General features: G+C 61.1%; 14 protein-coding genes. 8 read left to right on the forward strand and 6 right to left on the reverse strand.

Annotation, left to right across the window (positions count from 1 at the left end; genetic code table 11):
• Position 1: 1 nt before the first annotated feature.
• Together BM400_RS10840 and BM400_RS10845 are read left to right on the forward strand one after the other, a co-directional pair.
• Positions 2 to 625 carry a sigma-70 family RNA polymerase sigma factor gene (locus tag BM400_RS10840; RefSeq protein WP_089839181.1) on the forward strand — a complete coding sequence of 208 codons (624 nt, stop codon included), beginning with the start codon at positions 2 to 4 and terminating at the stop codon, positions 623 to 625.
• Positions 616 to 888, forward strand: coding sequence for a zf-HC2 domain-containing protein (locus BM400_RS10845; protein WP_089839182.1), 273 nt, complete (start codon positions 616 to 618; stop codon positions 886 to 888). Before BM400_RS10840 ends, BM400_RS10845 begins: the two co-directional genes overlap by 10 nt.
• Here the strand turns inward: BM400_RS10845 and BM400_RS10850 are convergent.
• Positions 876 to 1,310: a hypothetical protein gene (locus BM400_RS10850; RefSeq protein WP_089839183.1), complete on the reverse strand. Its 435-nt coding sequence runs from the start codon at positions 1,308 to 1,310 to the stop codon at positions 876 to 878. The genes BM400_RS10845 and BM400_RS10850 overlap by 13 nt on opposite strands.
• A gap of 147 nt (positions 1,311 to 1,457) precedes the next feature.
• On the opposite strand from BM400_RS10850, the gene BM400_RS10855 reads away from it, so the two are divergent.
• Positions 1,458 to 4,271 (forward strand): M16 family metallopeptidase, encoded by a 2,814-nt coding sequence (locus BM400_RS10855; protein WP_089839184.1) that lies wholly within the window; start codon positions 1,458 to 1,460, stop codon positions 4,269 to 4,271.
• A 66-nt stretch (positions 4,272 to 4,337) separates the two neighbouring features.
• On the opposite strand, the gene BM400_RS10860 is transcribed toward BM400_RS10855, so the two are convergent.
• Both BM400_RS10860 and BM400_RS10865 read right to left on the reverse strand, forming a co-directional pair.
• Complete coding sequence (locus BM400_RS10860) at positions 4,338 to 6,656, reverse strand: phosphocholine-specific phospholipase C (protein ID WP_089839185.1); 2,319 nt, start codon at positions 6,654 to 6,656, stop codon at positions 4,338 to 4,340.
• An 88-nt stretch (positions 6,657 to 6,744) separates the two neighbouring features.
• Positions 6,745 to 10,347, reverse strand: a complete 3,603-nt coding sequence (locus tag BM400_RS10865) for a TonB-dependent receptor (RefSeq protein WP_175528975.1) — start codon at positions 10,345 to 10,347, stop codon at positions 6,745 to 6,747.
• A 377-nt stretch (positions 10,348 to 10,724) separates the two neighbouring features.
• Here BM400_RS10865 and BM400_RS10870 point away from each other — a divergent pair, with 377 nt between their 5' ends.
• Positions 10,725 to 12,050, forward strand: coding sequence for an MFS transporter (locus tag BM400_RS10870; RefSeq protein WP_245781815.1), 1,326 nt, complete (start codon positions 10,725 to 10,727; stop codon positions 12,048 to 12,050).
• Here the strand turns inward: BM400_RS10870 and manD are convergent.
• Both manD and BM400_RS10880 read right to left on the reverse strand, forming a co-directional pair.
• Entirely contained in the window at positions 12,037 to 13,245 is a 1,209-nt protein-coding gene (manD, locus tag BM400_RS10875) for a D-mannonate dehydratase ManD (RefSeq protein WP_089839187.1), read from the reverse strand. The two genes, BM400_RS10870 and manD, sit on opposite strands and share 14 nt — an antisense overlap.
• A 5-nt stretch (positions 13,246 to 13,250) precedes the next feature.
• Entirely contained in the window at positions 13,251 to 13,994 is a 744-nt protein-coding gene (locus BM400_RS10880; RefSeq protein ID WP_089841758.1) for an SDR family NAD(P)-dependent oxidoreductase, read from the reverse strand.
• Between the two features lie 147 nt (positions 13,995 to 14,141).
• Between BM400_RS10880 and BM400_RS10885 the strand changes: the two genes are divergently transcribed.
• Positions 14,142 to 15,326 carry an ROK family transcriptional regulator gene (locus BM400_RS10885; protein ID WP_089839188.1) on the forward strand — a complete coding sequence of 395 codons (1,185 nt, stop codon included), beginning with the start codon at positions 14,142 to 14,144 and terminating at the stop codon, positions 15,324 to 15,326.
• Here the strand turns inward: BM400_RS10885 and BM400_RS10890 are convergent.
• Complete coding sequence (locus tag BM400_RS10890; RefSeq protein ID WP_089839189.1) at positions 15,323 to 16,720, reverse strand: Gfo/Idh/MocA family protein; 1,398 nt, start codon at positions 16,718 to 16,720, stop codon at positions 15,323 to 15,325. The genes BM400_RS10885 and BM400_RS10890 overlap by 4 nt on opposite strands.
• A gap of 441 nt (positions 16,721 to 17,161) precedes the next feature.
• On the opposite strand from BM400_RS10890, the gene BM400_RS10895 reads away from it, so the two are divergent.
• From BM400_RS10895 to BM400_RS10905, 3 genes are all read left to right on the forward strand, one after another.
• Entirely contained in the window at positions 17,162 to 17,557 is a 396-nt protein-coding gene (locus BM400_RS10895; RefSeq protein ID WP_245781816.1) for a nuclear transport factor 2 family protein, read from the forward strand.
• Between the two features lie 250 nt (positions 17,558 to 17,807).
• Positions 17,808 to 20,930: a response regulator gene (locus BM400_RS10900; RefSeq protein WP_175528976.1), complete on the forward strand. Its 3,123-nt coding sequence runs from the start codon at positions 17,808 to 17,810 to the stop codon at positions 20,928 to 20,930.
• Positions 20,927 to 21,847 (forward strand): GGDEF domain-containing response regulator, encoded by a 921-nt coding sequence (locus BM400_RS10905; protein ID WP_217644104.1) that lies wholly within the window; start codon positions 20,927 to 20,929, stop codon positions 21,845 to 21,847. Before BM400_RS10900 ends, BM400_RS10905 begins: the two co-directional genes overlap by 4 nt.
• The last annotated feature ends 5 nt before the right edge of the window (positions 21,848 to 21,852 follow it).

A 21,852-nucleotide genomic window follows, 5' to 3' on the forward strand; every position in this document is an offset into this window, starting at 1 on the left:
CATGGCAGAACACCCCGACTTGCAGGAGGAAAAGCGCATGATCGCGCAGATCCTCGCCGGCCAGACACAGCTCTTTCATGGGCTGATCCGGCCGTACGAACGCAGTGTCTATGTCATGGCGCTGTCGTTCGTGCATAACGAAGCGGATGCGGAGGACGTCGCGCAGGAGGCCTTTCTGAAGGCCTTCCGCAATCTCAGCGCCTTTCGTGGTGAGGCAAAGTTCGGGACTTGGCTGATCAGCATCACGCTGAACGAGGCTCGGAGCCGGCTGCGCCGCAACAAGGCGGCACCGACGGAGTCGCTGGATACGCCTGCGGATGAAGATGGTCATGTATCGCCGGCGTTGCTGCGGGATTGGCGCGAGATTCCTTCGGAGGAGTTGGAACGTGGGGAGTTGAAGCTGGTGTTGCAGAATGCGATTGCCGCGCTGCCGGCGGCATATCGGGAGGTGCTTCTGCTGCGAGAGGTGGAGGAACTGAATACGGGAGAGGTGGCGGAATTGCTGAAGATCAGCGTTTCGCTGGCGAAGGTCCGATTGCATCGGGCCAGGATGATGATGCAGAAGATGCTTGCACCGCAGTTGAAACAGATGAATCCGAAGCGGAGGTGGTTCCAGTGGTCATAGCATGCAAGCACGTCTGGACGTACATCTCCGACTATCTGGATGGAACGCTGGACCCTGAGGTGCGGGAGCGTGTGCAGAAGCATCTCGAGCATTGCGAGATCTGTTCCGCGATTCTGGATTCAACGCGCAACATTCTGATCCTGACGGCGGACGACCGCGTCTTTGAACTGCCGATGGGGTATAGCGAGCGGCTGCATGCGCGGCTTGAGCTCGCGTTGCACGAGGCAGCGCCGGAGGATGGTGAGGTTTCTCAGGCGCCGTGAATGATGAGGTGTGTGGTGTACTCGGCGGCGACCAGGATGAGGGTGATGATGGCGAGGGTGATCTGAAGCCTCTCCGACCACTTCTGCTTCGTGGTGATGGGTGCGATGCGCCACTGTGACGACGACCGCGTACGCAGGCTGCGCACGCGCCATAGTACATAGAGGTTGATGAGCGAGCCCAGGAGCGCGACGATCATCATGGGAATGCGCACGGCATCGCGATGAAAGCCCCACGCGGGACGATGAAGGCCCGCGGCTGCGGCGAGTGCGCTGAGGCCGATGATGACGCGCACGCCGCTGACGGCCATGACGAAGGTACATGCGCTTTGCAGAACGATGAAGACGATGCTGGTGAGGCTGACGAGCCAGGAGGCTACGCGCTTCGGTTGATCGCTGGGGGAGATCGGCTTGAGGTCGTTCATGTACTTCCTACGATATATGCGTTCGGTTCCGGGAAGGATGCTGGGCGTCGTGTGTGGCTCGAGACCCGATCGCGTCGGATGTTTATTCGACGGCGCTTGATCTAGAATGCTGAGACTGTCCCCGTAACTTTTTCTGAGGTGTTTTTGATGACGATTCGTCCGTTCCTTGCCGCGTTGATGGCGGTATCGCTGGTTCCCATCGTTTTGGCTGCTCCCCCGGCCGGGAAGCCGCTGAAGCTGCCTGAGATCAAGTTTGAGAAGTACACGCTGCCGAATGGGCTGACCGTCATTACACATGAAGATCATCGTCTGCCGCTGGTGGCGGTCGACCTCTGGTACCACGTGGGGCCGCTGAACGAGAGGGCTGGCCGGACAGGTTTCGCACACCTGTTTGAACACATGATGTTCGAAGGGTCGGAGCATGTGGGGGAGAAGGCGCATATCAAGTTTGTGCAGGGCGCGGGTGCTACGGATGTGAACGGCACGACGAGCTTCGACAGGACGAACTACTTCGAGACGCTTCCGGCGAACCAGTTGGAGCTGGGATTGTGGCTGGAGTCGGACCGGATGGGGTTCCTGATGGAGGGGTTGGACCGCGTGAAGTTGGCGAACCAGCGCGACGTGGTCCGCAATGAGCGGAGGCAGGGCGAGGGGCAGCCGTATGAACTCGCGAACGAGAAGATGTATCAGCTTCTGTTCCCGAAGGAGCATCCGTACTACGCGGATGTGATCGGATCGCACGCGGATATTGAAGCGGCGCGGATTGCCGATATTCGCGACTTTCATCAGCAGTTCTACACGCCGAATAATGCCAGCATCGCGATTGCGGGCGACTTCGATCCGGTGAAGCTGAAGGCTTTGCTGACGAAGTACTTTGGGCCGATTCCGAAGGGGCCTGCCGTGGCGCCGGTGAATGTAGAGACTCCGGCGATTACGGCCCAGAGGCGCGCCGTGGTAACGGATACGGTGAAGCTGCCGGAGCTGACCATTGCGTGGCTGACGCCGGGTGTTTTCCAGCCGGGATCGGATGAGGCGGACGTGGCTATGTTTGCGTTGGGCGGCGCGAAGGCAAGCCGTCTGGACCAGGCGTTGGTCTACAAGACACAGGTGGCGCAGCGGGTGACGTGCCAGTTGGATGCGGAGAAGCTGGCCGGCATCGCTGAGTGCGACGTGATTGCGAAGCCGGGCGTGAAGCTTGAGGATCTGGAGGCGACGGTCTGGTCGGAGATTGCGAAGCTGCAGGCGGACGGGCCGACCGAGGAAGAGGTGACGGCGGCGAAGGCGGTACACCTTACGCGGAAGATTACCGGGTTACAGCGGCTGGGCGGCTTTGGCGGAGTGGCCGACACGCTGAACCAGTACAACCAGTACACGGGTGATCCGGGGTATCTGGTGAAGGATGTCGCGAGTCAGCAGGCGGTGACGGCGTCGGGTGCGAAGGCGGCGGCGGCGAAGTACTTTACGAAGGACTCGGCTGTGGTGGTGTACACGGTGGCGGGCAAGAAGGAGTTGAACGACGTGCCGCGCAGCCCGGGGGATACGGATGCGGATGTGAAGATCGTGAATCCGTACAGCGAGGCGTTTGAGACGGAGCAGGCGTGGCGGAAGACGCCTCCGGCTCCGGGGCCGGCACTGAGCTTCCACTTGCCGGTGCCGAAGACGTTCACGCTGAAGAATGGGCTGAAGGTCTACTTCGTCGAGGATAAGAATCTGCCGGTGCTTTCGGCGCAGGTGGAGGTGCGGGCGGGCAGCGAGAACACTCCGTTCGCCAAGGCCGGGCTGGCCAGCCTGACCGGCGCGACGATGGGCGAGGCGACGACGACGCGCGACCTGACGCAGTTGGCGGAGGCGCAGGAGAAGATCGGCACGCGGATCAACCTTGGCACCACGATGGACGGCATGGATGCCGCGCTGACGGTTACGACGAACAACGCGGACCAGGGGTTGGAACTGCTGGCCGATGTGATGCAGCATCCCGCGTTCGCGGACAAGGACTTCGACCGTATGCAGAAGCAGCGTTTGGTGGCGATTTCGCAGGTGGCGGATTCGCCACAGGCGATCGCGCAGCGGGTTGGACCCCTGTTGATCTACGGCGAGCATCCGTATGGGGCTTCTGCGACGGGCACGCTGGATAGTGTGAAGGCGCTGAGCAAGGCTGACCTGGTGGAGTTCTACAAGCAGCACTACGGGCCTGCCGATGCTGCCCTGACGCTGGTTGGCGACGTGAATGAGGCGGAGGCCAAGCGGCTGGCGGAGAAGTACTTCGGCGGCTGGACGGGTACGGCGAGGGCTGGGGTGAAGCTTGCTCCGGCACCGGCTGCTCCGCAGCGGCACATCGTGATTGTGGACAAGCCGGGGGCTCCGCAGACTGCACTGTTCGCGTTCGGGCAGGGCGTGCCGATCACGACGCCGGATCTGCAGGCGATCCAGGTGATGAACTACACGCTGGGCGGAAGCTTTGGCAGCCGCATCAATATGAACCTGCGTGAGGAGCATGGGTACACGTACGGAGCGCAGTCAGCCTACCAGCTTTATGCGCAGGGTGGTGGGTTCCTAGCGGGTGGACTGGTCCGAACGGACATTACCGGGCCTGCGGCGAAGGAGCTGATGTACGAGATCTCGCGCTTCCCGACGGCTCCTCCGACCGACGCCGAGCTGACGATGGCGAAGGATGCGCGCGTGCATGCGATTCCGGCGCTCTTCGAGACGACCTCCGCGACGGCTGGGGCTCTTGGGAGCATCTTTCTCTACAACCGTCCGCTGGACTACTACACGACGCTGCCGGAGAAGTACAGCAAGGTGACGGCGGCCGATGTGATCCGGGTGGCGAAGGAAGATGTGCATCCGATTAACCTCATCATCGTGGCCGTTGGCGACAAGGCGAAGATCGAACAGGGACTGAAAGATACGAACCTTGGGCCGATCGAAGTGCGGACGCCTACCGGAGAGCTAGTGAAGTAGTTTCGTCTTGTAGAAACGAAAGTGCCCACGGCCTGGCCGTGGGCGCTTTTTTGCGTCGTGCACGGGTTAGACGGATCTGCCCATCTGGGGATCGGTGAAGCTCGGTTTGCCGGTCTCGATGTGACCTGCGAGGGTTTGGATGGTGTCTCCGGACTGGATGGTGAGGTCGTACCAGCCATGCTGTTTGCTCAGGTCGAGGACTATGGGGTGGGATGAGCTGTTGAGGGTTTGGGGCGGGGTGCCGTAGGCGTTGTCGGTGATCCTGAGGTTGGTGCCCTGGAGATGGAGCTCCAGATTGCCATGGGTGGGACGGCACGAGACGGTAAGCTTCGGGCTGTTGGGGGTGCCCCGGAAGGCGCGGTGAAAGCCGTTGGGGGCGTGGACCTCGATGTCGTAGGCTCCGCCGGGGAACTGCGCAAGGGGGATGGATTTCGTTACGCTTGTGCCGGACTGGACGGCGTAGGTGGCGGCTACCATGCCGTCGTGCGTGTTGTAGAGATAGACATTAAAGGGGGCTCCGGCGGCGTGTGCGCGGAGGATGAGGGTGATGTGGTCCGGGGTGGGGACGGCTTCCGCGTGCAGGTCGTAGGGGATGGCGCAGGCGGGCCGGATGCCGGGCTCCTGCGGGGGGATATGCGCGGTGGGGTGGGCGATTTCAGCGGGGCTGAGGGAGCGGTAGCCGGTGGGCGTGGGCTTCACCCTGGCTCGCTGGATGGAGGCGACGAAGGGATCGCGGGCTAGGAACGGGAGGGTGGAGGGAGCGGCGTCGTAGGGGCGGAAGACGGAGGAGAGGTCTCCGCAGAGAGCGCGTCGCCATGGAGAGATGTTGGTCTCACGGACGGTTTTGTTGTATTTGTGCTGGACGAAGTTTTCGAGGAGCTGAAGGGTGGAGGTGTGGTCGAAGAGCTGCGAGTTGACGAAGCCACCCCGCGTCCAGGGCGAGGCGACGATCATGGGGACGCGAAAGCCGAGGCCGATGGGACCGGTGCGGGCATGGGCAGGGTCGACGCCGAGGGCGATCTCGTCGGCGGCGTGGATGTACTCGGAGCCGGTGTCGATGCCGGATGAGGCACCACCGGTCTCCGGGCGCTTCGGATCGGCGGCGACGTAGGACGGGGCGTGGTCGAAGTAGCCGTCGTTTTCGTCGTAGGTGAGGATGAAGATGGTCTTGCGCCAGACCTCGGGATTCTTTGTGAGGATGTCCACGATCTCCGACACGTACCAGGCTCCGTACCAGGGGGCGGAGGGGTGGTCGGAGAAGTTTTCGGGGGCGACGAGCCAGGAGATGGGCGGCAGGTTGCCGGAGTGGACGTCGTCGCGGAAGTTCTTGAGGACGTCTCCTGCGGGGACGGTGATGTGCTCGGTGGCACCGCCTTCGTTGCAGGAGACGGTCTCCAGGTGCTGATTCTCGGGGTTGCTGGCGAAGGCGCGTCGATGAAGGTCCTGTGCGGGTGAGGGGAGGTCCGAAAACTTCTCCCGGGTGCGTCGCAACTCGGACTGGAGGTGGGCGATGCGGGCGGCATCCTTGGGATCGGGCTTCTCGTGAAGGCTGGCCAGTTCGGCCTCGAGCGCGAGCGGGTACTTCGGGTGGAGATGGACGTTGTACTGCGCGAAGAACTCGAGGGGATTGTCGGTGAAGTTGGCGAGCCACGACTCTTCTTCGCCGGTCTTGCCGCCCGCGGCGGAGAGGTCGTTCTGGTAGACCTTCCAGGGGATACCGGCCTGTTGCAGGCGTTCGGGGAAGGTGGTCCAGCTTAGCGTTCCGAAGTCGGCTTCGGAGTTGCGGATGCAGGCAGCGTTGGACTTCGGGTCGCGGATGGTGCCTGTCCAGAAGACGAGACGATTGGGGGTGGTGCTGGTGGAGGCGCTGCAGTAGTTCTGGTCACAGATCGTGAAGGCGTCGGCGAGCGCGTAGTAGAAGGGCAGGTCCTGGCGGGTGTAGTGGCCCATGGTGAAGGGTAGGTGGGCGTACTCGCGTTGGGGGCGCTTGGCGTCGAGCCAGCGGTCGTGGTGTCCGTTGTTCCATGCGTCGACCTGGCTTTCGCGGCTGTGGGGCAGGGAGCCGGTCCAGGTGGCTTTGGTGTCGTTGATGTCGAGCCGCCAGGGTGCGTAGGTTTCGCCGGCGGCGTTCGATTGCAGGAAGACGGAGTTGCCGTTGGGCAGGCGCAGGGCGCGCGGATCGTTGAAGCCGCGCACGCCCTGCAGAGTGCCGAAGGTGTGGTCGAAGGAGCGGTTCTCCTGCATGAGGATGACGATGTGTTCCGCGTCGAGATAGCTGGTGCCGGGCGTGGGCGCGATGGCGAAGGCGCGCTGAATGGACAGGGGTATGGCAGCGGCGGAGGAGAGCAGGAGAGACTGCTTGAGAAAATCGCGACGGGAAGACATGGGCAACAGTCTACCGGGAGATGGTGATTGGAATGCAAAAGGCCGGCAGCACGCAGGAAGCGCACTGCCGGCCGGGTGGTTGGTTGGTTTAGAAGCTGATGCGGCCGCTGAACTGCAGGGTGCGAGTGTTGCCGAAGCTGGTGATATAGCCGAAGTTGCCCGTGGTGGCGGGGACACCCGGGGTTGCGGAGTTGACGGTGGCGTTGGGATTGGTGGTGAGCTGCGGATGGTTGGGCAGGTTGAAGGCTTCCACGCGGACCTGGAAGTCGCTCTCGTGGTAGACGTGGAAGGAGCGGAAGACGCTGGCGTTGATGGTGGTGACGCCCGGTCCGCGGAACTGGTTGCGGTGGGTATTGCCGAAGTGCGGAGCGACGATCTGCGACGGGAGCGCCGTGGCGGGGTTGACGGTGCTGGTGGGCTCGACCGGACTTGCGAAGGAGGCTGGATCGAACCAGGCCTGGCCGCCGACCGGGCTGCCGGCGAGGCGTGCGTGGCCGCCGAGCTGCTTGTAGGGGGCGATGAGGTCGGCGTACTCGGGCTGGCCGTTGGAGTTGAGGACGTTGGAGTTGGCGCTGACCGAGAAGGGGGCTCCGCTGACGTGGCTGAGCTGCCCATTCAACTGGAAGCCGCCGAGGATGGCGCTGGCGATTCCGTGGCTGGCAAGCATCTGTCCCCGGCCGAAGGGCAGGTGATAGATGCTCCAGAACTGGAAGTTGTTGGTGCGGTCGTAGCTGGCTGTGGCCCGGTTCTGCTGCCAGTAGCCGGGATAGCTGAAGGCAGGACCGGTGCTTCCTGTGCCGGCACCATTTTCGGCGAAGGCGAAGGCATGCGACCAGGTGTAGACGACGCCGAACTGCGCGAGACGGCCGGCGTTGCGGGTTAGCTGGGCCTGCAGGCCGTTGTAGTTCGAGCTGCCGACCGGGCGGTTCATGGTGATGCCGGCGGTGTTGTAGCAGGTGGGGCCGGCGGTGACCGTGGTGCAGTGCTGCTGGTTGAGAAGCTGGTTGGCGGCAAAGTTGCAGGGGTTCGAACCCAGCCCATGGGTGTAGAACACCGACGATGGGTTGTACTGGCCATTGGCCATGCAGGTGGTGGTGCCATCCGGCAGAGGCGCGGCGTTCAGGGTGTAGTTGGTGAACTGGCGGACCGACTGGGTGCCGACGTAACCGATATTCATGACGAACTCACGACCGAGATCGTGCTGGACGAAAAGGTTCCAGCTCTCGATGTAGCCGCGATGAATGACGGTGGGAATGGTGTTTGTGGTGGTGGTGACGGGCAGCGAGACGAAGCCGCTGGAGATGCTGGGCGTGACCAGCGCAGGGATACCGACCGTGAGCGGCAGCGGGTTGTTGTTCGAATCGACCGCAATGGTGTTGGTTCCAGTGCCGATGTAGGCGGGGATGAGAACCATGGGGTAGGTGTCGCGGAGGAAGCGCAGGTTCTCAGGGTCCGTGGTGATGCCGAAGCCGGAACGGACGACGAGTTTGTCGTTGACACGGTAGACGGCTCCGACACGGGGAACGATCTGGCCCCAGCCTACATCGACGCCGGTGCTTTTTGCGTTACCGCCGAGGCCGCCGATGATGACGTTGGCACTCTGCGGGAGGTTGGGATCGAGACGGAAGATGCCGGTCTTATCGCGGTAGGGAACTGGGTAGTACTCGTACCGGGCACCATAGGAGAGGGTGAGCTTGGGAGTGACATCCCACTGGTCCTGCGCGTAGACCCCGGTCTCGGTCCAACGGACGGCATTGGGGTTGAAGAGCTGATTGCCCTTGGTGATGGCGGTGCCGATGCCATTGTTGGGCAGACCGAGGAGCATGTCGGCGAGTGCCTCATACGCGTTGACGCCGCTGGTGTTGGTGGTCATGCCGCCGAGGAAGGTGAAGGCGCCGCGCGGATTGACGTTGGGTTGGAAGTGGTTGAGATCGAAGTGGTACCAGGTGCCGCCGGCCTTCATGGCGTGCTTACCCAGGGTCCAGCTCACGTTTACATCGGCGGTGAACTGGTTGTCGCGGAAGAGGAAGGGATTTGCACCGTTGGTGTTGCCGAGGCCGGAGAACTGGGAACCGCCGGACGGCGTGAAGGAGGGCTGGCCGACGTAGTTGATTCCGAATCCGTTCGTTCCGGGGATGCCGAGTTTGTCGGTGCCGTAGTCGCCGGCGGCGATGTCGATGGAGGACTGCGCGCCGGTGACCTGGCGGGTGTATCCGGCGTCGGCGTCGACGAGGAGATGCGGGGTGATGACGTGGCTCATGCCGAGTCCGACGTTCTGGACGCGTCCTGCCGCGGCCCCGGGCTGGCCACCGTCGAAGGTTCCGCCTCCAGCGGCTCCGAGCTCCTGGGGGTCGGTGACGGTGAAGGGCTCGATGGAGTAACGACCGAAGATGCTGGTGTTCTCGGTGGGGATGTAGGTGACCTTGGTGTCGTTGGTATTGCGGTTATAGGCGAGCGTTCCGCTACCGGTATAGTCGTTGTTCAACTGGTTCGCGTAGTTGGGATTGGTGATTGTTGCCGAGATGGGCTGCAGAAGAGCGAGCATGGTCTTGGCTGCGACGGACTGACGGGAGGCGGGGATGCAGTTGCAGCCGTACTCGGACTGGAAGGTCGGGCGGGATCCGGAGGCGAGATAGGCGCCGGTGCCGCCGGGCTGAGGATCTGCGAGGAGCGGAAAGCTACCCGCGATGGCGGAGAAGTCGCCGTTGAGCATGGCGACCGTGGGCACGCTCTGGAGCCCGGTGATCAACTGGCGGCGGGTGGTGCGCTCGAAGGCTTCGAAGAAGAAGAGCTTTTTCTTGCCGGTCAGGATCCTGGGCAGATAGACCGGGCCTCCGACCGAGAAGCCGAACTGGTTGAAGATGTTCTTGGGAACCTGGCCGGTGTTGGTGGTGTAGGGGCGGGCGTTGGTGTTGAAGAGCTGGTTGTACTCCCACGCACCGCCGTGGAACTGGCGGGTGCCGGTCTTGATGCTGATGTTAATGGACGCGCCACCCGCGACGCCCTGCTCGGCGTTGAACGAGTTGGTCACGATGTTGACGCTTTGGATGGAGTCCGCGGGAGGGACGTAGGCGATCAGGTAAGCCAGCCAGCCGTAGTAGTTGACCGCACCGTCGATGCGGGTCGTGTTCGTGTTGTACGAGACACCATTCATGTTGACCGACATGGCGCGCGAGGGATTGGAGGCGGTAGAGTTCTGTTCGCCGACGGCCGACGCGCCGGGCAGAAGGGTGTAGAGCGCCTGATAGTTGCGGCCCTGCGTGGAGGTGATAGGCAACTCCGCGATCTGGGTTTGGGAGATCTCGTGGTTGACCTCCGCGGTCTCGGTTTGGAGCATGGGAGCAGACGTGCCGACGGAGATCTCCGTGGTGACGGATGCGGCCTGGAGCGTGATATCGATGCGCGACTCGCGGTTGATCTCAATCGCAATATCTCTTTGCAGGTAGCCGGCGAAGCTGCCGGTTCGGGCCAGCGAGATGGAGTAGCTTCCCGGTAGCAGGTTGCGGACCGTATAGAGGCCCTGCGCGTCGGTGGTTACGGTCTGCACCGCCGAGGTGCCCTGGTTGGTCAGGACGATGGCGGCATTGGGAATGACTGCTCCGCTGGCGTCGGTGATGGTTCCGGTGACGGAGCCGTAGAGCGCCTGGGCATGGGCCGTAGAGGCGGAAAAGACGAGGGAAAGGAGAAGCAATGCCAGAGTGGGATAGTATGACCACCCGCTTCGTGCGTTCGTTGGGAATGGATTCATCACTGTTCTCTCCAAGTGGTGTCAGTTGTCAAGGTGGCGTTCAGGACTGCTACATCTGGCAGGTCTATTTGTAATCGTGCCGAACTATAGAGATTGTAAAAATCCTTGTCAAGGAAATAAGATCGTCCTGCCGGAAGAATATATTTTGCCGAAAAACGTATATAAGTACGAATAATGGAAGCTAATTTCGTCACTCGATCTTATTTATGAGTGCTATTCGAACTAAATAGATTCGAACGTTCCAATACACGAATCTCCGATTTCGACGGTTTGAAACGACGTCGAGTCTTAGCACGCAGAAGCACCACAAAAGGAACCAGGTGATCAACCGCACGCGTTCTCTCGGCAGTGAGCTTCGCGACCCCTCAAGCATGCGCTGGGTGGTCTGCTTTCTGCTTTTTCTGGCGACTACGGCCAATTACATGGATCGCTCCGTCTTTTCTCTGCTGGAGCCCGCTCTGCACGGCGTTGCCTTCATGGGGTGGAGCCCGCTGGCGGACCGGTTTCATCAGCCGGTGTTCGACAATAACTTCGGCAATATCGTCATCTGCTTTCAACTGGCGTACGGTATCGGTTTGCTCGTGTCGGGGCGGGTGATCGACCGGCTTGGCACGAAGAAGGGGTACGCGCTTGCGATCCTGATCTGGGCTGCGGCGTCGATCGGCCATTCGCTGGTCACGTCCGTCATGGGATTCTTCGTTGCACGTATCTGCCTGGGGCTGGGTGAGGCGGGAAACTTTCCTGCCGCGATCAAGGCGACGTCTGAGTGGTTTCCAACCGAGGAGCGCGCGCTCGCGACGGGCATCTTCAACTCGGGCTCCAACTTTTCCTATTTGGTTGCGCCTCTGCTGGTCGCATGGGTGACGGCGAGGTTCGGCTGGCGCTACGCCTTTGTGGCGACGGGATCTTTTGGGGTGATGTGGCTGGTCGTCTGGCTGCTCTTTCCGTACCAGCGGCTACGCAGGGAGTCCAGCCTCCGCACGCAACAGCGCGTCGCGCTGCCGGTTGAGAAGCAGAGCTTCCTCGCGCTTCTCGTCAGCCGGAAGGCGTGGGCCTTCGCGACCGGGAAGGGATTGACCGATGGCGTGTGGTGGTTCTATCTCTTCTACCTGCCGCAGTTTCTCAACCGGACCTATGGCCTCGAACTCCACGCGCAGTACTGGTTCCTGGTGACGGTTTATGTGATCTCATCGTTCGGATCCATCTTCGGGGGCGGACTCTCGGGTGTGCTGATGCATCGCGGCTTCAGCATCAACGCAGCGCGCAAGTTCACGATGCTCGGCATGGCGGTGTGCGTGATGCCGATCATGCTGGTGCCACATCTGGGAACGTTGTTTCCCGCGAATCCATGGCCGGCTACGTTGCTGATCGCGTTCGCGGCGGCTGCACACCAAGGATGGTCGGCAAACCTCTTTTCGACCACGGGAGACATGTTTCCTTCGAACGCGGTGTCGACGGTTGTCGGCTTCGGCGGAGCGATGGGCGCTGCGGGGGGAGCGATCTTCACCGCGATCATCAAACGCAGCTTCTCGCTCCACCCACTGTTCGTGTTTCTGATGGCGAGCATGGTCTATCTGATCGCGCTCGGCATCATGCACCTGCTCGTCCCGCGTCTGGGCCAGACGAGCGAAGTTACCAGTCAGTAAGTGTTCCGTCGAGCTTGCGGGCGATGGGCAGATAGGCTCTCTGATAGGGATACTTTGCGGCGAGTTCTTCGTCGATCTCCACCCCGAGGCCGGGGCCATCGCCGGGGTACATGTAGCCGGCCTGGAAGGTGTATGCGTGGGGAAAAACCTCATCGGTGAGCGCGGTGTGCGGCATGTGTTCCTGGATGCCGAAGTTCGCGATGGCGAGGCCGAAGTGGAGGGCGGCCGCCATCGTCACGGGTGAGAGATCGGTGGCGCCGTGGAAGCCAGTTCTTACCTGGTAGACGGCTGCGAAGTCGGCGGCTTTCTTGAGTGCCGTGATGCCGCCTCCATGCACGATGGTCATACGCAGATAGTCAATCCACTGGTTGCGGATGAGGTCATGCGCATCCCAGAACGAGCTGAAGACCTCTCCCGTGGCGATGGGTGTTACGGTGTGTTCGCGGATGAGGCGAAAGGCGTCCTGATTCTCCGCGGGTGTGGGGTCTTCCATCCAGAAGAGATGGTAGGGCTCGAGCGATTTGCCCAGCCGTGCCGCTTCGATGGGGGTAAGGCGGTGATGGACATCGTGCAGCAGATGCAGGTCTTCGCCGCACGCGTCGCGCACGGCCTGGAAGAGCTTCGGCGCGAAGTTGAGATAGCGCTCGGAGGACCATAGACTCTCGCTGGGCAGGCCACGCTCGGCCGGCTCATATGGCTTGCCTGCCTTGGGCACGCCGTAGCTGGAGGCGACGCCGGGCACACCGCTCTGGGCGCGCACTGCGAGGTAGCCGAGGTCGACGTGCTTCTGCACGCTATCAACCGCCTCGGCGATGTCGCCACCGTTGGCATGCGCGTAGACGAGCACGCCGTTCCGGCTCTTGCCACCCAGCAGGTTGTAGAGAGGTGTGTTCAGGGCCTTGGCCTTGATGTCCCACAGGGCGACATCGACCGCGGCGATGGCGCTCATCGTGACCGGCCCTCGCCGCCAGTATGCGCCGCGGTAGAGATACTGCCAGATATCTTCGATGTCGAACGGATCGCGTCCGATGAGGCAGGGGATGACGTGTTCGGTGAGGTAGGACGCCACGGCCAGTTCGCGGCCATTCAGCGTCGCATCGCCAAGGCCATGGATGCCTTCGTCCGTCACGATCTTCAGCGTGACGAAGTTGCGGTCTGGGGAGCAGAGGATGAGTTTTGCGGATGTGATCTTCATAGGTCCTATTGATTGACGCCGCTGGCCAGAAAACCTCCGTCGACTGCGATGACCTGGCCTGTGGTGAAGCTGGTTTCGCGGCTGGCGAGATAGACCGCGGTCGAGATCAGTTCGTCGGTGTCGCCAAAGCGTTTCATGGGAGTACGCATCAGCAACTCCTGCCCGCGTGGACTGTCGATGATCTTGCGGTTCAATTCCGTGGGGAAGATTCCCGGTGCGATGGCATTGACGGTGACGCCGTACTCCGCCCATTCGGTGGCGAGCGATCGAGTGAGCGCAGCAAGGCCAGCTTTGCTGGCTCCGTACGCTGCGACCTCCTGGAAGGCGACGGTGCTGGCCAGCGATGCAATGTTGATGATGCGGCCGAAGCCCTGTTCGATCATCGTCTCGCCGAAGATCTGGCAGGTACGCAGCGGACCGGTCAGATTGACGTCCATGATCTGACGCCAGAGTGTTTCGTCGATGTCGAGGGTTGGAATCCGCTTCGTCATTCCTGCAGAATTAATTAGGATGTCGACCGATCCAAATTCCACGAGAACATGTTCCCGGAGACGTAACAGCGACTGCCGGTCGGAGATGTCGCTTGCCACCCGCAACGCCGATACACCTGTTGCGGAGATCTCGGCGGCCGTCGCATCGACTGCTTCCTGCGATCGGGAGGTGGCGGCAACATCCGCTCCGGCCCTTGCCAATCCTAGCGATAGAGCCTTCCCGATCCCGGAGGTTCCTCCAACGACAACCGCCTTCATCCCTGCAAGCACCACGGCCACATGTCCCTTCTGCCCAAAAAACACTGCATCCAGAGTAAATCCGAAAATTGATTTCTATTTATGTCTGAGATATGAAATAAATAGAAGTCTTTGAATGCACATCCCTGATTTTGGGCAAACGTTCCTATGAAGAAGAGATCGACCGCACCACGCGCCGTAACCGAGAATGGACCTTCCCGCGACAACAACCGCGACCTGGTACTGGAGGTCTTGCGCCGCAACCAGCCTATCTCACGCGTGGCGATCGCACGCAGGTCGGGGTTGCAGCGCTCCACGATCTCCTCCATTATCGAACGTCTGATCGCCGAAGGGTGGATTCGTGAAGGCTCGATTGTGAAGACAGCGCGCGGTCGCCGGCCTACGATGCTTTCGATGAACGACGATCTCGTCATCCTGGTAGCGGACGTGAGGCCAACACGCGCGATCCTGGCAATTGTGGATCTCAACGGACGCTTTCTGAGCAGGACTGTCATTCCGCTGATCAGCGATCCGAAGCGTGGCGTCGACGCAATCGCCGAAGGCATGCTGAAGCTACGGGCGCAGTTTCCGGACAAGACGTGCGAGGGAGTTGGTCTCAGTCTTCCCGGGCGTGTGGACCGCAAGACCCAGAAGCTCTCTCTAGCACCCAACCTGCCGTGGGCCGGCTTCGACATTCGCGCTGCGTTGCAGAAGAAGCTGCAACTCCAGATCGAGCTTGAGAACGCTGCGAATGCCTGCATGCTCTCGGAGGTGTGGTTCGGTCGCCTGGAGGGCGTGCGGAACGCGGTGCTCATCACCATCTCGGAAGGCGTAGGGGCAGCGCTGATGCTCAATGGCGCGCTGGTGGAAGGAGCCAATGGGAGCGCGGGGGAACTTGGCCATATCTCCATCTCGGAGTCCGGACCGAAGTGCGCATGCGGTGAGGTGGGCTGCTGGGAGATGTATGCCTCCTCACGGGCCGCTCTGCGCTATTTCCACGAGAGCTCTCCCCATGAGACCGTGCCCACCGTGGAGCAGTTGATGAACATGGAAGCCAGTGGCAATGAGAAGGCGCAGAAGGCCATGGAGACACAGGCTCGCGCCATCGGTCGTGGACTTCGCATGGTCACGGCTGCGTTCAATCCCGAGATCATCCTCTTCGCGGGAGACATCACGCTCCGCTGGGAGCTGATGGGACGCATCATTGAAGAAGAGGTGAAGAAGCGCATGCTGACGGGAGCTCCACCGAAGATCGTTGCGCTGAACGACGGGGAATCGGCACGACTGCTCGGTGCTGCCGCCGTCGTGCTGCAGCGGCACACCGGCTATCAGAGGCAAAGTCCGACGCGCTAGACAGGCAGGATGTAGGGGACTCTTTGCGGACGGCTCAAGCGGCTGTTGGCGTCGTCGTCGTTTTTGAATCGCTCCGCAGCGGGATCCCAGTGAAGACGGCGTTTCGTCTTCATCGCGATGTGATGGATCAGGCACGTCGAGCAGGCGCGATGTCCTATCTCTGCCGGCGCAATCGGTTCCTTGCGCGACCGGATGCAGTCCAGCCAGTTGCCGTGCTGGTCCTCGCTGTAATACAGATGAATCTCGTTGGGGCCGATCACGCTGTCGAGGATCTTCGGATCGCTCGCGACCAGGGGCACGACTGCGGCTGCTTGACCCGCGGCGGCCGTTGGTGTGGCCTGCTCATCGCGGCAGACGAAGATCCATCCTTTGGTCCCGTAGAACTTGATGCCGTTCTGGAACTCGCCACTGATCGTCATGGTCATGCCGTTGGCGTAGATGGCATGCGTTTTGAAGGCTCCATGCACGTCCCACAGGCCACTCTTCGGGAACTCGGCCTCGCCCCATACCTCGACGGGTCCGGTCAGCTCTGTATTCATTCCCCAGTGCGCGGTGTCTACGTGGTGAGCGCCCCAGCCGGTGATCATGCCGGCACCGAACTGCTCGCAGCGAAGCCATCCAGGACGGTCGAAACCCTTGACTGGCATCACGCGGTCGAGCGTGTAGGGAACCTCCGGTGTGGAGCCCAGCCACGCGTCGTAGTTGAAGCCATACGGCACGGGCATCGGGGTTGGGTCGCCCCCGGAAGGATCACCCGGCAGGCCAATCTCCACATGGGTGATCTCCCCGATGCGACCGTTGCGGACGAGTTCGCAGGCGCGCCGGAACTGCTTCCAGGATCGCTGCTGCGAGCCGATCTGGAGGATGCGCCCGGATTTCTGCACGGCGTTTACCATGGCGCGTCCTTCGGCGATGGTCAGCGATGCGGGCTTCTGCAGGTAGACGTCTTTGCCGGCGTGCACGGCGGCGACGGCGAGACGGGCATGCTGATGATCCGGCGTGGAGATGATGACCGCATCGATGTCCTTGTTCGCCAGCAACTCGCGATAATCGCTGTAGCCTGCTGTGCCGGTGTAGGGTTTGCCGGTCTTCTTCGCGTAGACCCCGTTTAGTAACGTCCTGCCTGCGGCGACTCGGCCTTCATCGAGGTCGCAGACCGCCATGATTTGGGCCTGATCGAACTTCCATGTTCCCGGGAGATCGTGCCCGCGCGAGATGCGTCCCACCCCGATCGCGCCGATGTTGATGCGGTTCGATGGCGCGTTCTGGCCAAAGAGGTAAGACGGCAGGATGGTGGGGAAGCCAACGGTCGCGGCTGCGGCCACGGTGCTCTTCAAGAACCTGCGGCGTGAGTTGCGCAGAGGGCTAATGGGCTGAGCCTTGTCTTCCGGCATGGAGATTCTCCTAACTTACTCGTTCACTGCGGTCCGTGGCTCATTCTGTACGAAGAAGAACTAATCATCACGGCTAGGCCAGGCAGTGCAGCCAGCGTAAGCCTTGCCAAAGCGACTACCATCCTTGCACAGACGGAAATATGAGTGCAATGTTTTTGATGGATCTGGTGCCGTGTCGACTTGAGAGTACGTTTCGCGGAGGATTTATTTATGAATAATATTTGGATTAAATATGAGATAGGTCGCAGGTACGATTTGCTCGCGGCATCGACATACGAGCCATAGTGAGGTGCATCAGGGGGTGTATCTGTCGGGCTGACGACATTTGCAGGAGATGGACCCCGAGCTCAATTACAATCTGGAGCGATGGCCACGACTTCTTCTTCCCTCTCTTGTTTTCTTCTTTCCTGCGCAGTTTCAATTGGCCTTGCGGCCATTCCCATGCAAGCGGCTGTTCCGGGCGAAAACGCGGTGCTGGCGCCAGTCAAGGCGCTGTTCGAGGGGATGAGCAAGCGCGACGCGGAGGCCATCAGGGAGACGGCTCTTCCCGGTGCGATGGTGGTGCTGATGCGCGATGGCAAACCGACCCAGATGACGATCGAGTCCTTCGCCGAGAGGGTGGGAAAGCCGGGGAGCACGCATATCGAAGAACGCATCCATGATCCGCTTGTGCGGATCGACAACGATCTGGCAGTGGTGTGGGCGCCCTTCGTGTTTCTGGTGGACGGCAAGGTGGATCATTGCGGAACGGATCTGTTCAACATGGTCCGCAAGGACGGTATATGGTTGATCGCGAGCGTGGCCGATACAGGGCGGAAGGACTGCCCCGTTCCTTAGGCGATGGGGTGAAAGAAACTCTCTACGCAAACTGATGTAACTCTGGTAACCTTTGCAGTGTCGGAATCAGGATATCCGGCCTCTGCATCGCGTGAACTCTCTTCCCAGCGTTCGATTCCCCGATTCGTACAAAAGATGAGGAGAAGATTCTCCTTACGGATTGTGCCGTGTGGTCACTCACGGGATGCGGGATGACTCCCGCCGGCGACGAGCAAAAGTAACCTTCACGAAGGTGTTTGGAGGCTGTTCCATGGTCGGTCATTACGACTATCGTTTGGTGACCGTATCGGTCTTGATCGCAATTCTCTCTGCCTATGCGGCCCTCGATCTCGCGGGCCGTGTGACGTCCTCGCGTGGCTTGGTGCGGCTGGCGTGGCTAAGTGGCGGCGCCATGGCGATGGGCATGGGGATATGGACCATGCATTACGTGGGCATGCTGGCCTTCATCCTGCCGGTGCCGGTTCTGTACGACTGGCCGACGGTGGTGCTCTCGCTGCTGGCTGCGGTGTTTGCTTCGGGGGTGGCGCTGCTGGTGGTCAGCCGTGAGTCCATGGGGAATATCGGGGCTATCTCCGGGGCCATTGTCATGGGCAGCGGGATCGCGGGGATGCACTATATCGGGATGGACGCCATGCGTTTGCCCGGGATGCACCACTACAACCTGGCGATCGTCCTTCTCAGCATCCTGCTCGCGGTCGTTATCTCATTTGTTGCCCTGCGTCTGACCTTTGCCCAGCGGGAGTATAAACGCTCGTTCAGCACACGTAAGACCATGAGCGCGCTCGCCATGGGAGCCGCGATTCCTGTGATGCACTACGTCGGCATGGCAGCCGTGACGTTTACCCCCATGGAGGAGCCGTTACGTTCGTTCGAGCACGCCATCAACATCTCGGACCTTGGGCTTGTCGCCATTATTTTTACTGCGCTTATCATGCTGGGGCTGGTCTTTGTCACGGCGTTTGTGGACCGTAAGTTCGATACGCAGTCCCTGCATTTGAAGCGGAGCGAACAGCGGTATCGCATGATCGTGGAGACAGCCTTCGATGCGTTCATCGGCTTCGATACGAACTTTGTCGTCACCAACTGGAACGCGCAGTCGGAGCTGACGTTTCATTGCTCCCTGAGCGATGCCCTGGGGCGCTCGTTGCAGGAGTTCCTGCGGCTCGATACGCCAGTTGGCCCGGGTGAGCTTCCACTGAGGGAACGCCTTCGTTGGAGCGATACGCAGACGGATCTCGGCCGGGTGGAGGTCGTCGGGTTGCGGAAGGATGGAAGCGAGTTTCCTGCGGAGATGGCTGTTTCGCCCATCCTGTGGGGCGAGGAGAAACGCTTCTCCGCCTTTGTGCAGGATGTGACCACACGCAAGGTGGTCGAGAAGGAGCGCGAGGCCGCGAAGCTGGCTGCCGAGTCCGCGAATCGCGCCAAGAGTGAGTTTCTGGCCAATATGAGCCACGAGATTCGCACCCCGCTGAACGGTGTGATCGGTATGACCGATCTGGCGCTTGAAACGGAACTGACCCGGGAGCAGAGGGAGTATCTGCAGACCGTGAAGTACTCCGCCGACGCTTTGCTCAATGTCATCAACGACACGCTCGACTTCTCGAAGATCGAAGCCGGAAAGGTCGAGCTGGAGACGGTGGCGTTCGATCTGCGCGAGTGCATGGAGTCTGCCCTGAGAACGCTCGTTCTCCAGGCTGAAGAGAAAGGCGTGGAACTCCTCTCCGAGGTGGAACAGGGAGTCTCCGAGATCTATCTCGGCGATTCCGGAAGGCTTCGCCAGGTGCTCATCAATCTGGTGGGGAATGCGATCAAGTTCACGCCGAAGGGCGAGGTGGCCGTCTCCGCCCGGATCGCTGGAGAGGGCCCGCAGGAGGGTACGGTCAAGCTGCACTTCGTGGTGGTCGACACCGGCATCGGTATTCCCGAAGAGAAGCGAGAGAAGATCTTCGAATCCTTTAGCCAGGCCGACACCTCGACCACGCGTGAGTATGGCGGGACGGGGCTGGGACTGACTATCTCGCGCCGCCTTGTGGAGATGATGGGCGGAAAGATATGGGTCGAGAGCGAGGTTGGCAAGGGCTCGAAGTTTCACTTCGTCGTCACGCTGGGCATCGCGGAGGCAGCGGCCGTGCGTGCGTCGACTGAGTCCGTTATGGATGTTCTTCGCGGCAAGCGTGTGTTGGTGGTCGACGATAACAGGACGAACCGCAGGATCCTCGATGGACTTCTGACCAACTGGGGTATGCGGACCGCTCTTGCGGAAGATGCGGAGCAGGCGTTGATCAAGCTCTCTGAGGCGCAGGGATTTGGCATGTCGTACGACCTCATCCTGACCGACATGCACATGCCGAGGATGGATGGGTTCGACCTCATCACGAAGATCCATGAGGACAGCCGCTCGGCGGCTACGATCATGATGTTGTCCTCCGGCGGCCAGAAGGGCGATGTCGTCCGTTGCGAGCAGCTTGGAGTCGCCGCGTATCTGCTGAAGCCGATCCGTCAGATTGAGCTCAAGCAGGCCATCACGCGTGTGCTTGCTCCCGTGGAAAAGATCGCCGCTCCACCGGTGCTTACGCGCGAGACCTTGCAGCAGGACCGCGACCCCCGTGCAAGCATGAACGTGTTAATCGCCGAAGACAACGAGGTCAATCAGCGGCTTGCGGTTCGTCTGCTGGAACGGCGCGGTCATACGGTCACGGTGGTCGGCAACGGTCGGGCCGCGGTCGAAGCGTTGCAGAAGAATTCCTACGACCTAGTGTTGATGGACCTGCAGATGCCCGAGATGAGCGGGTTCGAGGCCACGGTCGCGGTTCGTGCGGGGGAGCAGGCGACCGGTCGCCATCAGCCCATCGTTGCTCTTACGGCGATGGTGATGAAAGAAGATCAGGAACGCTGCATTGAGGTGGGGATGGATGGCTATCTCTCGAAGCCGATCCGCCCCCAGGAACTCGACATGCTGTTGGACCGCTATGCGGAGAAGCGGATGGTGAGCAGCCCTGCGGCGCCCGCTGTTATGGAGGATGCGATGGAGACGGTGGAAGAATCGGAGTTGATGGGGCGAATCGGCGATGATCGTGAGTTCCTGGCCGAACTGGTGCAGGTCTTCCGAAACGATTATCCGAAGCAGATGCGACTGCTGCGCGAAGCGATTGCACAGGGGCAGATTGAAGCCGTGATGCGTGTCGCGCATACGGTGAAAGGAACTCTGGCAAATCTGGCCGCGCCGCGCGGCAGGGAACTCGCCACCGAGATTGAAGAGGCGGCGACCGCCGGTAGCCTGGAGCAGGCCGAAGGGACGGCGCGTAAACTGGAGATGGAGATTGAGAAGATCGTGGTAGCCTTGGACGCTCTGTGTGTGGAGCCTGAATCGTGAGAATTTTGATCGCGGACGACGACCTGATGTCCGTGCGGATGATGGAACGGATTTTGGTACTCGCCGGATATGAAGTCGTGGTTGCGGACAACGGGCATGATGCCATGCAGCACCTGCAGTCGCCCGACGGCCCCCGGCTTGCTTTGCTGGATTGGATGATGCCAGAGCTGGACGGTCCTGAGGTTTGTCGCGAACTCCGGAAAGACGCCGACCGCCCCTATATCTACATTGTGCTTCTGACCTCCAAGGACTCGAAAGAAGATCTTGTGATGGCGTTGGAGGCCGGTGCGGACGACTTTCTGACCAAGCCGTGTAACGCCGGCGAACTCAAGGCACGACTCCGGACCGGCCACCGCATTCTCCTGCTCGAAGACAAGCTGGTGGAGGCGCGGGAAGAGATGCGCTTCAAAGCGACCCACGATATGCTGACCGGCTTGTGGAATCGTGGAGCCGTGCAGGCTGCCTTGAGCTACGAACTGCGCCGTCTGCATCGTGAACAGAGTTCGGTGGCGGTGCTGCTGTGCGATGTCGATCACTTCAAGTCGGTCAACGATTCCTACGGGCACTTGGTGGGAGACGATGTGCTCAGGGAGGTTGCGGACAGGCTGCACAACGCGGTACGCCCGGGCGATGTCGTCGGTCGCTACGGTGGAGAAGAGTTCCTTGTCGTGCTGCGCAATTGCGACCATCTGCTGGTCGTCGAGGCCGCGGAACGCGTACGGACCACCATTGCGTCCACGCCGATTCAGGTGCGCGGACGCTCTCTCGCAATCGCGATCAGCATCGGTGCGACGGTCGCGGAACACAGCGAACGCGTCCTCGTTCCGGAGGTACTCATCGGCGAGGCTGACCGGATGCTATATCGAGCGAAGCAGGAGGGAAGAAACCGCGTGGTGATCTCCGAAACGATCGTTTAAAGAGG

It is taken from the genome of Granulicella pectinivorans, from assembly GCF_900114625.1.
In the GTDB taxonomy this organism is placed as follows: domain Bacteria; phylum Acidobacteriota; class Terriglobia; order Terriglobales; family Acidobacteriaceae; genus Edaphobacter; species Edaphobacter pectinivorans.